The following is a 12,537-nucleotide window of genomic DNA, read 5'->3' as shown; positions in this document are numbered from 1 at the left end:
TACTTATGTCATCTCCAGCAATTACTACTGTCATAGCCATGATGGAGTCTTTACCGGAAACTTTGCAAGAGAAAGTAGCCGAACATTTGCGAGAATATATCGCCGATTTGGAAGATGAAATGAAATGGGATAAATCTTTTCAGAAAACACAACAACAACTAATAAATGCGGCGCGGCGTGCAAAGCAAGAAATTGCAGAAGGAAAGGCAAACTTATTAGATTATGACCAGTTATGAAGTCCGCAACTCTTCCTTCTTTTTGGACAGCTTACAATTCTCTCGATAAGGAGATTAAACAAAGAGCTAAAAAAGCTTATCGCTTGTGGTCAGAAAATCCCTTTCATCCATCCTTACATTTTAAATGTATTAACTATGAAGAAGATATCTGGTCTGTGAGAATAACACGGAGTTATCGCGCTGTTGGAATTTTGGATAATGATACAGTTACCTGGTTTTGGATTGGTAGCCACGATGATTACGAACAGTTTTTTTCGTAAGACATTTAGCTTAAACATTTTCCCCAAAGTTCGCTAAAATCAAACTAATCTTTAACATAGAAAATCTGGATGTACCTCCCGAAAACGAACCCAGAAACAACAATACCTACACCAAGCCTTTACGAAAAAGACTTCTACGCATGGACGCAGGAACAAGCCTCTTTACTCCGCAACCAACAATGGAGTCAAATTGACCTGCTAAACTTAATTGAGGAAATCGAATCTTTGGGAAAACAGCAACGCCAAGAACTGCGAAATCGTTTGAGCTTGCTAATCGGACATTTGCTAAAATGGGAATATCAATCCGAACGTCGCAGTCGGAGTTGGTTAGCAACAATTCGCATTCAACGTCTGGATGTTGCTGAATTACTAGAGGTTAATCCCAGTTTAAAGTCTTATTTGGAAGAAGCACTACAGAAAGCTTATATTAAAAGTGTTGAATTAGCTGTGAAGGAAACAGAATTATCTCGGCGTACTTTTCCAGTAGAATGTCCTTATAGTTTATCTCAAATTTTAGAAGATTCCTTCTATCCTGGGAAAGCTAGTGAGTGGGAAAAGGAATAGAATTGGATTGTGCGATCGCTGATTGCTAAAATCCTAAATGATTGTACATTCCTGGTTTAGTTCTTATTTTTTCTAAAATCTCAAACATTCCGGCAATATTTTCTTTTTTACAAAGGCAATCTTTATTAGATATCATTCCCCTACATCTTCTTTTAAATCTTCAACCTCTTCTTCAGGTTCCTCAGCCTCAAAATCAACCTTATCATAAATATCTGCCAGAGATACTTCCACCTGGAAAGAACTAAAAACTAATGCTGTATCTTCTTCGTCGTAAACGCTATAAGACCATCGCTTATTTGCTTGCTTAGAGAACTGTTCCATAAACATCTGATTTTGGTCGAGCAAAATATATTCTTGGAAACTCGGAATAGTTCTATAAAATCTAAATTTATCGCCTCGATCGTACCCTTTCGTCGATTTCGATAAAACTTCTATAATTACTTGAGGATTCGTAATTGTATCTTTGCGATTATTGTAATATTCAGGTTGACCTGCAATTACCATCATATCAGGATAGGTAAAGCGGTTGAATCTAGGTATCCACAAACGCACATCGCCGATGAAAACTTCATAATCTCGTCCTCGCAGTTGCAAACTCAAGGCAATTAACATATTTCTAGCAATCCGATTGTGATTTGTAGTTCCACCCGTCATCGGTACTATCTCTCCATCGTGATATTCACTTTTGTATTCTGCTGTCTCTTCCAGTGCTAAATATTCCTCTGGCGTGTAGTAACTTTGTTGTGTTGATTGTAGAGTAGCTGTCATGGTTATTTTTACCCAACTTAACTCTTGCCTTGTTTTTAGTTTAACATGAGGAAGCCGATCGCTCTTACTCTCCCCCCTCCTCTTCTCGATCGATTTCCTCAAAATTCACTTTCTCATAAATATCAGATATCGGTACTTCTAACTGAAATGAATTAAACACTAACGCGGTATCTTCTCGATCGTAAAATCAGAATGCGATCGCACTTTTTCCCTTTCTCCATACCGTTCCCTGAAATACACACAATAAACCCGGTTTCTTGAAGAAACCGGGTTTATGTTAAACTGCTTTTACGAAAAGCGCGATCGCACTTCCTCCCCAAATCAATCAACTCAAATCCTCAGACTTTTTCACCCCTTCTTCCGTTATCAACTCCGCCTTTACTTGAATTATTTCCGCCGCCGGAGGTAAAGCAGCATTTTGTTGCTCTTCTTCCGCTTCTTTTTCTAACTCTTCCGCTCGCTCTTTTAGCTGCTCGGCAATATCTTGAGCCTTCTCTTTCACTTGTGCAGTTAAGTCTTGTACCCCCCGTTTTAAAGCTTGGAACTCTGCCTGAGTTTTCTTATAATCTTCCTTAAAAATTTCTGCAACTTGACCCAGTTTTTCCTGCAATCCGCCGTATGGCTGCGGTTCTTCGACAGCCTCATTTTTCACAATCAACCGTTTGCTACCAATGCTGCGAATATCTGTCAGCGCAATCAAGTAGACAACATTTAAAATGCCACGCCAACCGCTAGATGCAAATAAATAATTGACTACATCACCAGTTTGCGGAACTATTAAATAATCTACTAACTTACCCGCCTTATTCCCAGCTTCCGTCCATACCTCATGACCGACTAGAGAATATATATCATCAGATTTTTCCGGGTCTGCAAATTCTTCGGGGTTGAAATCCACCATTATGCTATCAGCACCAATTGATTGAATTTGCCCCCAGGTAAACGATCGTTTCTTACTTCCCAAAATACCTGACTTACAGGTGAAACCCTCAACTTGGTTAGTTTTAGGATTCAGCCATAGGCTGTTAACACGTCCGAATTCTTCCGCTGTGCGGCGATCCAGCACCAGCCGATCGATCAATTCGCTATGGCGAATAAGTGATTGTTCTGTATTCATAAGCTAACTCCTAGTTACATTAAATAATAATTGCACTATTGTTTGAATTAGACTTAGAATTAAGCGATATCTGCTATTGTACCCTACCAAGCCGCTTTTTCCCTAAAATAGGGCGTCCCTTACATAAGTATACATCTTGAGCGCCACTCCATGTCCCCCCACAGCACTAAATCAGCGCCACGAAGAAAGCTCTCCAGCTTAAAAAAAATATGTCGCTATTTTCTATTTTCGTCTTTATCAACTTTCACTATCCTCACCATTGCTTACTTCACACCTACTAAATGGTGTAATTATTCCCAAAACGCTTGTCATTATACTATCTGCGTTTCTAACACAGGAATTCATACAAATATCGTTGTTCCAGTCAAAAATGATACATTTAATTGGAGCGATTATATCTCAATTAAAGATATTGGTAGCGATGCGATCGCCAATTATAATTACTTGAGCTTTGGCTGGGGAGATAAAGCCTTTTATATGTCAACACCTACTCTAGCCGATCTCAATATTGTTACTACTTTCAATGCTCTATTCCTGCCCACACCCTCCGCCATGCACGTACAAAAACATCAAGTACTTCCCCATAATATTGAAATTAAATGCGTTCGCGTCAGCCGTAAAAATTATTTAAATTTAATGCAATTTATTAACGATACTTTTCAACAAGATGCACAAGGTCAAAAAATCAGAATTCCTCAAAGTCACTCATCCTATAGTAGCTTTTACGAAGCGAAAGGAAGCTATTCTATAGTGAAAAATTGCAACAATTGGACAGCAGAAGGATTGGCAAAAGCAAATGTAAATACACCCTTGTGGTCGGGACTTTCCTCTGCGATCGCATTCCACCTAAAAAACAGTTGTGAATGTAGCCCGTAGAGAAAAATTTACCTCCGATCTGAAGAATGAAGCCAATCGGCACGATCTCAATCTATAATTCTGCGGGTTGTTAGGTAAGTCTCTGATTCCCTGGGCGATGCCTCCGTATCCGCTGATGGCGATGGCGATCGCTCCTCCTGGGTCTTTTTAATTATCGCATTTGGGTCTCCTTTTCCCAGCAAAACTTGAATTTTTGGCCCAGAACTCCCCAAACGAAAGATCATACCATCTACGACCTGACGCTGAGTGATCGGTTCGTTATCTACATAGGTTCCATTAGCTCCAAAACTAATAATCTCCCAATCAGTACCATTGTTCCACAGCTCCACATGGTTACGGGAAACCACAGCGCTGTAAAGCACTACGTCATTATCTTTCGATCGACCAATCCGAATTAAAGGTTCGCCGCCAAAAGTCCAACTTTGAACCGGGGTAGACTGGCTTGGATGTAGCAGAGTTAGGGTAATCACCGCTATTGGATATGCAAATAAATACGTGTATAAATGTTAAGATGGCTAGATGCTCATCTCCAGCATATCAACTAAAAAAATCCTCCGCAATTCCCCCATCCCCCTAACCAGCATAAGTTTATACTGCCACCACTCACCTATTGGCTAACACTTATTTATTTTTCTGACGAATCGGAATTTCGATCGCAAACTCAGTTCCATCGCCTAGTGTTGAAAAACACTTTAATTGTCCTCCGTGTTTTTCAACCACAATCTGATAGCTAATAGACAAGCCCAAACCAGTACCTTTGCCAGGAGGTTTAGTCGTATAAAAAGGATCGAATAATTTACTAAGTACTGTCTCTGATATTCCTGGCCCGTTGTCTGCAATCCGAATTGCCACCCACTCCGCATTCAGCAATTCAGTACGAATTCGGATCGTACCGAGACGGTGTTCAACTTCATCCACATATTGCTGAATTTGCTGCCTGCGCTTCAAGTTTTCGCTTTCATCTACAGCATCAATAGCATTACTCAATATATTCATAAACACCTGGTTCATCTGTCCGGCATAACACTCCACCGGTGGTAAGTCGCCGTACTCCTTAATCACCAAAATACCCGGATGACCAGCCCTTACCTTAAGTCGATTTTGCAAAATCAGTAGAGTGCTATCAATTCCCTCATGCAAATCCACCGGCTTCATCTCAGCTTGATCCAGCCGCGAGAAATTTCGCAGAGACAAGACAATCTGACGGATGCGTTCTGCCCCCAGCTGCATCGAAGCCAGCAGCTTAGGCAAATCTTCGAGCAAGAAATTCAAATCTATTGCCTCAGCCTGCGCTTGAATAGCCGGAATAGACTGAGGATAGTGCTGCTGGTACAGGTACACCAATTGCAACAAATCTCGCACGTATTGACTGGCGTAAGGCAAATTACCGTGGATAAAGCTGACCGGATTATTAATTTCGTGAGCCACACCGGCAACCAGCTGTCCCAAACTAGACATTTTTTCAGTTTGAATCAGTTGTGCTTGCGTGCGTTGCAGTTCGTGTAAGGCAAAAGCCAGCTGATTCGCCTGTTCTCTTAATTGCGCTTCCGATTTACGCAAAGCCTCCTCAACCTGCTGGCGCTTCACTATATCCTTTTTCAGAAGCGCATTAGCTGCCTGGAGTTCCGCAGTTCGTTCCTCAACTTGCCTTTTTAAATCATCGTGAGCTTTTTGCAGTTCCTCCTCCGCCTTGACCCGAAAAGTTATTTCCCTCTGCAATTGCTCATTAGTTTGCCTTAATTCACTGGTGCGTTCGTCTACCGCCTGCTGTAAAGCCTCAATCACGCCATACATTTCCGTGGGGTCCAGCACTTGCAGCAGGCTAGTCTGGGAAACGATTCCCAGTAACTCCCCCTGATTCCCAGCAACAACTAAGCGGCGCACGTGTCGCCGCTGCATCTCCTGATGGGCCACCCACAGCGATTCATCTGGCCCCAAACAAAACAACGGCGTACTCATAACATCTTGCGCTTGCAACTGAGACAAATTCAGCTCCAATGCCTGAAACTCCACCACATCTCCTTCAGTGACAATCCCAACGGGCACCAAAAAGTACGGTGTTCTCACCCCGGAGTGTAGAGTTAAGCTATTTTCAATATTCAGCCGTTGTTCCTCCATCCTGGTAATCACCACACAGCTGACCCGATACTCTGCCATCAACTGAGCTAAATTCAATACTGATGCAGTCGATGGTGCATGAATCACTTGAGTTGTCATCACGTCTGCAACAGACCACAATCGTGTTAGAAGATTGGCGGGTTGCATCGATGCGCGAATGCTTCCTGGTGTCAACATCCCTATCAACTGACCCTGCTGGCTTAAAATCGGCAAGTGGCGAATGCGATGGTGACGTAATATGGATAGAGCGCTGAAGATATCTTGAGCATCAGATTGAGTAAGTGTAACTACTGGATGGCTCATTACATCCGCCACATTTACACTTTTTAAGTCCATCCCGGCAGCAATAAGTCTAACAATATCTCGTTCGGTAAATATCCCTACTAACTGCGATGCTTCCATCACCAAAACACAGCTAGCTCGCTTCAGCCTCTCTTGTTGGGAAGATTCGCCGTTCTCCTCAACTTCCGGCAGCCCATTTTCTCCGTTGACGGGGCAGCTGCTTCTCACCCTCGCCATTCGGTGCAGAACTTCTACTAGGGAAGTATGAGGAGCGACGGTCAGGGCGTGGGGATTGATGGCATTTTTAAGGGTTAGGGAATAGATCGGCGGGCCGTTGAGCTGCATAGCGATAAAATTGTGTGATGATTTCCACACCACATCATTGATGCAGTCAATTGTATGCTGTTATACTGCACACAGCTAGAGAGTGCGATTTACTCTTTTGAGACAGGTAATTTGTCGTTGTACTTAAAAACACATTAGTAATTGGTGATTTGCAAACTCTGACAAGTACTGTAAAAATTAAGCGTCAAGTTGGGTGGCGTCCTCCCGCTCTTCCGACCTGGGATGAATTAAAGTGTCTCTGGATTTGTCAGGTTTGGGTTCATTAGGAGATTGTTTCGCGGGAATCTTTTTTTGTCCCTCTTTTTGCCCCTCTTTAGTGTTAGATGTTCCCAGTAATACTTGAATTTGAGGTCCAGACCGAGCTAAACGAATCAGGGCTCCATCTCTGATGGCAGCTTCGTTAATGCGTTTGCCTTCCAGGTAGGTACCGTTTGCACCTAAATTCACAACTTCCCAGTTACAACCGTGACGTCGCAGCTCTACATGATGCCGTGAAACTACGGCACTGTAAAGGATGACATCGTTATCAGTAGCTCTCCCAATCCGAATCACCGATTCCTCATCAAAAGTCCAACTTTGAATCGGGATTGACTGAAGTGGATGCAGCAGGTTTAAAGTAATCACATTGGCAGCGTCAATTGATTTTGGATGCAATAACTAGAATCGATTAGGAGATCTGAAACAGAAACGTCACCAGGTCTCCTTTTCCGAGAGCGATGCGATCGCCCGATCGCAATCGGTGTCGGTTGCCTCTCGGCAGGGGCGTGTGATTAATATAAGTGCCGTTAGAACTCCCGACATCTTCAATATAATAGGCATCTCCCTCGATCCGGATATCCGCGTGAATGCGAGAAACGACCTCGGAATTTGGAAAACCCGAAACGTCTATATCCGGGGGAATTTGATCGTTGGGCTTACCTATATGAACTATAGGTAAATTTTGGGGCAGCTCGATGTCCGTTTTAGTTTGGAGGTGCAGAAGCTTTGCTGTTTGCTGCTGCAATCGAGTTTGGGAAGTGGGGTATGGTGCTGATTTGGCTGGACTTGCAGCCTGAGCTTGTTCGCTACCGACCGCTGGCGGTGGCGCGGGTGGAGTTTCTCCAGCGGTTGCTTCGATGCCGGGATTTTGTGGAACAGGTGCTGGCGAACTCATTTGTAAAGGTAACGGTTCTATTAAAGGATCTGGTTCGATTAAATCCGGTACCGACACTTGTTGTGTCGGCGCAGCCGCGACCGTACCTGGGGCGGCTGTCTGTTCTTCTCCTTTGACAGAATTAGTTGCCTGCAAGTTAAAGCCGCATTGACCGCAGAAGCTGGCGTCTGTCTGCACCGTCGCACCGCAGTTAGGACAATTGGTTGTGGCCGGTAACGGTGTGTAACAAGCTTCGCACTGAACCGCTCCGTCTGGATTTTGGTGATTGCAGTTTGGGCAAACAATCATGAAATTTTCTCTTCCGTCGAGATTGTCTTCGATGAGTTTTAGTGGGAAAGTGGCGCTATCCGATCGGATCTTAATAATTCGATCGCGACTGTGAGGTTGCCAGACCCAAATTTCCACCAGCAGACTCATCTAGTAGCCACCAAAGTTCTCCGACTGGCTCGATCAGCCGGGATGGGTAGGCCATATCGTCGCCTTGAGGGGCAAAAACCTGCGCTAAGGCAGATTGTTTGTTGGCACCTGCCACTATGAATATTACACAGCGGGCTTGGTTAATCAGGGGTGCTGTGAAGGTAAGGCGCGGTTGACCGTCCTTATTCCCAACTCCGATCGCACGGTCGCGAGCTTGCAGCACATCTGTGTGTGGAAACAAGGAAGCGGTATGTCCATCATCCCCCATTCCCAATAAAACGATATCAAATACCGGAAATTCTCCTGGGGCACTGCCAAAAAACTCTCGCACCTCCAGTTCGTACTTTTGGGCGTCTGCTGCTGGGTCAGCGGCATCGGTAGGCATAGGATGGATGTTGGCAGCTGGTATATCTACTTTATCCAACCAAGCTCGACGAGCCATGCCTTGATTGCTGTCGGGATGCTCTGGCGGCACGTAACGTTCATCACCCCAAAATACGTGTACTTTCTCCCAAGGCAAGCTTTGCTTCGCTATTGCTTCATACAGAGATTTAGGTGTGCTGCCGCCCGAAAGAGCGATCGTACACTGGCCGCGCAAGGCTGTTGCTGTATTAATTTTGTCTGCCACCAGTAGGAGCGATCGCTCTAGCAAGGCTGTCTGAGAGGGTAGCACTTCCACGTTTGTGCCCATTAGTTGCTGCACCTAATAGCTTTCCTATCTTCAGAGTAAAGCATATATTCGTTGAGAAACATTCAGGGGTGATAGCCTACGTTTTGGAGTATCTTGCTGGGCGATTGTATACTATCTTTGCGATCGGTGCATACTATCGGTCACAATATTTTACTAGATTCCTGGATAAAATATCCTGAATAGTCAGCTAATAGTTTAAATTTAAGATTTAAGCAAAACTTCAGGATCGGCTTATCGCAATTTGGCAAACCAAAATGGTAGATCCGACAGATCAAATCGCAAAACAAGCTCGCTCTGGCAGCGTTGCGGCGATTATTCAACTAATGAATGAAAAGCTGGCTTCTAATGGTGTCAGAACCAGAGCAATACGCGAAAATGGCGTATTGCAAATGCTATGCGAAGCTGAGAGCCCAGAACAGCTCGAGCGATCCACTTTAGTGCCGCAAATTCGCGAGATTTTGCAGAATATCGGGCCCAGGAATATTCGTCGCGTTAGAATTAATTGTCGAATCGTTCGAGAACAGCAGTTGCTGTGGTTGGAAGAAATAAGCCGCGACCCCGAAAACCAGCTACTTTGGGTAGAAGAAATCGTCTTGGCTAAGCGCAATCCCTTGCAGCGTCTGGCGACAGACTTAAGGGAGCGTAAAACTATGGCGCTCAAGCGAGCGCAACTCAAAGCATCAGTTTCTCCTTTTGAACGAGATAGACGGCAATGGCGGCGAGGTATGTTAGGTGGAGTCATTCTCAGCCTATGCCTGTTGCTAAGTGGCTGGGTGGTGTATAAGGTTCTAGCTTCAAAAGAGAATTGGCAAACAAAAGCAACAAAGCCGGCCTCTTCAGCACTATCCCCAAACCAACAAAGTCCCAATCTCTCTGTGAGCGTCTCTGACAGAACAGATATATCTAAATTTGAAGGAGACCCATTTGTTGCTGCCGTGAGAATGGCGGAGAAAGCTTCCATCGACGGCAAGAGAGCGCAAAGCCGGACGGAATGGCTGGATATAGCTAATCGTTGGCAACAGGCATCAGATCTGATGGCTCAGGTGGCAGAAACCGATCGTCGCTATGAGACAGCACAAAACCGCAAGTCGGTCTATCGCAAAAATAGCGAGTTGGCTTTGCGGCAGTTGCAAAAAAGACGCTCCTAGCCCTGGGATCGGGAGATCTACCTCAAGTACCTAGCTTCAGAAAATTGTAGAGAAATCACGGATGCAAGGCTGTGTACGATAAAGGTAAGCTAGTGCCAGTTCTAATTAGCTATAGATGGTTACTGATGAAGCAATCCCGCTCTTGCTTGCTGCATTTGGAGAACCATCTTCCCAAATATCTCAATTTCCTGCATCAATCTATCTGGCTGGCAACCGCTCTGGTACAGAGCAGAGTCGTGCAGGCGATCTCTTTCCACAGATTCGGGCTTTGTCGTGATGAAAGATTCGCAGGACAGAAAAAGATTAACCATCAATCGAAAGCGTGGGTTAGCTTTCCAGCCACCAGGCAAAGAAGGAACTCACTCTCCGGTATCGACAAGTCCTTTGGAAGTTGTTCGCTCTTCGGGACGGCTGAACCAACACAAGCAAGATCGGGTCGCTACTACTAATCTAGAGCGAAAAATTACTCAGATAGTTCTCAATAAGCTAGATCCGGAAGAAGTTTTACCAGAAATCGCCGCAACTTTGGGATCGGCTTATGGGGTGGAATACTGCACGATTGCAGTTATGGCAAGCGATCGGGCTACAATTCAGACTGCTTACTGTTATCCCAACAAAACACCAGCCCCATTCAGCCAAAACCCAACTTTCTTGCTGAAATATCTGAACATAGCAGCAATACTGGCAAGTTCTGAGCCGTTTGCAATCTCAGATGTGGGTGCAACTGGAACCGCCTTCTCTCAGAACGAGGGCTGGGAAGATTTACCGAGCGGGGTTGTTTTGGCAATGAAAACCCAATTTCAAGGGCAAGTTAACGGGGTAGTCGCCATCATGCGCTCAAAACCTCATCGTTGGACTGCATCAGATAAAGAACGACTGCTAGCTGTGTCAGACTCAATCGCAATGGCAATCTCACAAATAAACCTCCAGAGACAAATCGTCGCTGCATCTGGATATCAAGCACTCCTCAACCAGTTAACAATGGCTATCCGTAGCTATACGGATTTAGAGCAGATTCTCAAACTGGCTATAGATGGGACGGCACGAACTCTTCAAGTAGATCGTGGTGCCATACTGCTCCTTAAATATACAGACCCCCTCGTAAATAAAAGAGGGTTTCAAAAGCGCGTTTCCAGAGCAACGGAAGCAACAGTGGTTTGTGAATGGCCTACTTTTATCCCAACAGAAGGAAATCAAAATGTCGGGACGCTGTTGAACCAATCGTTTTGCTTATCAAAATGTTATTTGTGTTTGGAAGCTTTTGCAAATGCTCCTAACGCTACAGTTATCGCCGACAAACACAGCGTTCCCAACGACGATATCGGTGTAGGCATCGCCCCTATTTTTGACTTCGACGCTATGCCTGCCTTGTTGCTGGTACCCTTGGAAAGTCAAGATAAGGTGCTGGGTTTCTTGGTGCTACAACAACGTCAGCCCCGTCGCTGGTTAAGAGAGGAGTTGGAGCTGGTGGAGTTGGTGAGTGCCCAAATGAGTACAGCTATTCTCCAGTTCCAGACTTTGCGGCAAACATCTGCGTTAGTGGAAGAGCGCACCTATCAACTACAGTCGATTTTAAAGGTACAGGCAAAGTTGTACGAAAAAACTCGCCAACAAGTTGACCAGCTGCGGCAGTTAAATCAGCTCAAGGATGAGTTTATCGACACGATGAGCGATCAGCTGCGAAACCCTTTGGCTAGTATGAGAATGGCGATTCGGATGTTGCGTCAACCGGGACTGTCTCCAGATCGTCAAGCAAAATATCTGGAAATATTAGATCGCCAGTGTACTCAGGAAATTAATCTGATTGACGACATCTTGGCTTTGCAACAGCTGGAGTCTAACAAATCTCCCCTGCACCTGCAAAAAATAGACCTCAAGCAAATCGTTGAGAGTTTGGCAGATTCGTTTGAGAAAAAATGGGGATCGAAGGGGTTAAGCCTGACGCTGGATTTACCCAAACGCCCGTTGATGCTGCAAAGCGACCCGGATAGTGTCGATCGCATTCTCCAAGAACTCTTGACTAATGCAGGTAAATACTCCGATCCGGATACAACTGTTCACTTGTGTGCCAGTCACGAACTCGATGGCCAAAATCCACAAATTGTGTTAACCCTTTGCAATACTGGCCCTGGTATTTCCCCAGCAGAACAGGATTATATTTTTGATAAATTCCGCCGAGGTCAGGGTGTGAGCGAACAAGTAATTCAAGGCACCGGTCTGGGTCTGGCGTTAGTAAAGTGCTTAGTGCAGCACTTAAATGGTACAATTGCGGTTTGCAGTAACCCACTTAGCCACAGTCAGTCTTGGTCAACTTGCTTTACCCTGACCTTACCCCAAATTCAAGCTTAGTTGCCGATCGTCGAGGATCGATCTTCTACCGTTAATCTAGGCAAGTTTCTCAGGGGGTGCAAAAACAATTCTGGGTGTGGGCTCGAAATTAATCCCTTGTCTGAATAGTCGATCGCAATTTACACACCTTTCTTTTCTTTCCCTCTCCCCCTCTCCCGCTCCATCAGCTCCCCCCATCATCCTTCAGAAGTTTTGTACTATTTGAGATGTTGG

Annotated in this window: 14 protein-coding genes; 6 read left to right on the top strand and 8 right to left on the bottom strand. The window is 44.8% G+C overall.

The genetic code is table 11. The features are described 5' to 3' along the window. Positions 1-5: 5 nt before the first annotated feature. The 3 genes from H6G03_RS20150 (at position 6) to H6G03_RS20140 (ending at position 1,060) form a co-directional block, all read left to right on the top strand. Positions 6-236 (top strand): hypothetical protein, encoded by a 231-nt coding sequence (locus H6G03_RS20150; protein WP_190467361.1) that lies wholly within the window; start codon positions 6-8, stop codon positions 234-236. Continuing rightward, a complete protein-coding gene (locus H6G03_RS20145) occupies positions 233-496 on the top strand; it encodes a type II toxin-antitoxin system RelE family toxin (RefSeq protein ID WP_190467358.1) in 264 nt (87 codons plus the stop codon). Before H6G03_RS20150 ends, H6G03_RS20145 begins: the two co-directional genes overlap by 4 nt. Before the next feature lie 69 nt (positions 497-565). Next, on the top strand, positions 566-1,060 hold the full coding sequence (locus tag H6G03_RS20140) for a DUF29 domain-containing protein (RefSeq protein ID WP_190467354.1): 495 nt from the start codon (positions 566-568) through the stop codon (positions 1,058-1,060). A 132-nt stretch (positions 1,061-1,192) separates the two neighbouring features. On the opposite strand, the gene H6G03_RS20135 is transcribed toward H6G03_RS20140, so the two are convergent. Then, positions 1,193-1,828 carry a Uma2 family endonuclease gene (locus H6G03_RS20135; protein ID WP_190467351.1) on the bottom strand — a complete coding sequence of 212 codons (636 nt, stop codon included), beginning with the start codon at positions 1,826-1,828 and terminating at the stop codon, positions 1,193-1,195. Between the two features lie 325 nt (positions 1,829-2,153). Beyond that, positions 2,154-2,945: a PRC-barrel domain-containing protein gene (locus H6G03_RS20130; protein ID WP_190467348.1), complete on the bottom strand. Its 792-nt coding sequence runs from the start codon at positions 2,943-2,945 to the stop codon at positions 2,154-2,156. A gap of 150 nt (positions 2,946-3,095) precedes the next feature. On the opposite strand from H6G03_RS20130, the gene H6G03_RS20125 reads away from it, so the two are divergent. Continuing rightward, the gene (locus tag H6G03_RS20125; protein ID WP_190467345.1) at positions 3,096-3,821 is read left to right on the top strand and encodes a TIGR02117 family protein; all 726 of its coding nucleotides are present in this window, start codon (positions 3,096-3,098) and stop codon (positions 3,819-3,821) included. 47 nt (positions 3,822-3,868) lie between these two features. Here the strand turns inward: H6G03_RS20125 and H6G03_RS20120 are convergent, their stop codons facing one another. The 5 genes from H6G03_RS20120 to pgl all read right to left on the bottom strand — a co-directional run bounded on the left by H6G03_RS20120 (position 3,869) and on the right by pgl (position 8,827). Continuing rightward, positions 3,869-4,291, bottom strand: coding sequence for an FHA domain-containing protein (locus H6G03_RS20120; protein WP_190467343.1), 423 nt, complete (start codon positions 4,289-4,291; stop codon positions 3,869-3,871). Positions 4,292-4,442: 151 nt separating this feature from the next. Then, entirely contained in the window at positions 4,443-6,566 is a 2,124-nt protein-coding gene (locus H6G03_RS20115) for a CBS domain-containing protein (protein WP_190467340.1), read from the bottom strand. 177 nt (positions 6,567-6,743) lie between these two features. Continuing rightward, the gene (locus H6G03_RS20110) at positions 6,744-7,190 is read right to left on the bottom strand and encodes an FHA domain-containing protein (protein ID WP_190467338.1); all 447 of its coding nucleotides are present in this window, start codon (positions 7,188-7,190) and stop codon (positions 6,744-6,746) included. Positions 7,191-7,233: 43 nt separating this feature from the next. Continuing rightward, positions 7,234-8,007: an FHA domain-containing protein gene (locus H6G03_RS20105; RefSeq protein WP_190467438.1), complete on the bottom strand. Its 774-nt coding sequence runs from the start codon at positions 8,005-8,007 to the stop codon at positions 7,234-7,236. 70 nt (positions 8,008-8,077) lie between these two features. After that, the gene (gene pgl / locus H6G03_RS20100) at positions 8,078-8,827 is read right to left on the bottom strand and encodes a 6-phosphogluconolactonase (protein ID WP_190467435.1); all 750 of its coding nucleotides are present in this window, start codon (positions 8,825-8,827) and stop codon (positions 8,078-8,080) included. Positions 8,828-9,081: 254 nt separating this feature from the next. Between pgl and H6G03_RS20095 the strand changes: the two genes are divergently transcribed. Beyond that, a complete protein-coding gene (locus H6G03_RS20095; protein ID WP_190467336.1) occupies positions 9,082-9,975 on the top strand; it encodes a hypothetical protein in 894 nt (297 codons plus the stop codon). A gap of 119 nt (positions 9,976-10,094) precedes the next feature. Here H6G03_RS20095 and H6G03_RS20090 read toward each other — a convergent pair whose 3' ends face one another. Next, positions 10,095-10,232, bottom strand: coding sequence for a hypothetical protein (locus H6G03_RS20090; protein WP_190467334.1), 138 nt, complete (start codon positions 10,230-10,232; stop codon positions 10,095-10,097). A gap of 19 nt (positions 10,233-10,251) precedes the next feature. Here H6G03_RS20090 and H6G03_RS20085 point away from each other — a divergent pair, with 19 nt between their 5' ends. Further along, positions 10,252-12,324, top strand: coding sequence for a sensor histidine kinase (locus H6G03_RS20085; protein WP_190467330.1), 2,073 nt, complete (start codon positions 10,252-10,254; stop codon positions 12,322-12,324). The last annotated feature ends 213 nt before the right edge of the window (positions 12,325-12,537 follow it).

The sequence above is a fragment of the Aerosakkonema funiforme FACHB-1375 genome, assembly GCF_014696265.1.
GTDB classification, from domain to species: Bacteria; Cyanobacteriota; Cyanobacteriia; order Cyanobacteriales; family Aerosakkonemataceae; genus Aerosakkonema; species Aerosakkonema funiforme_A.
The sequence above is the reverse complement of the archived record's forward strand: the minus strand, read 5'-3'. Positions and strand labels throughout refer to the sequence as shown.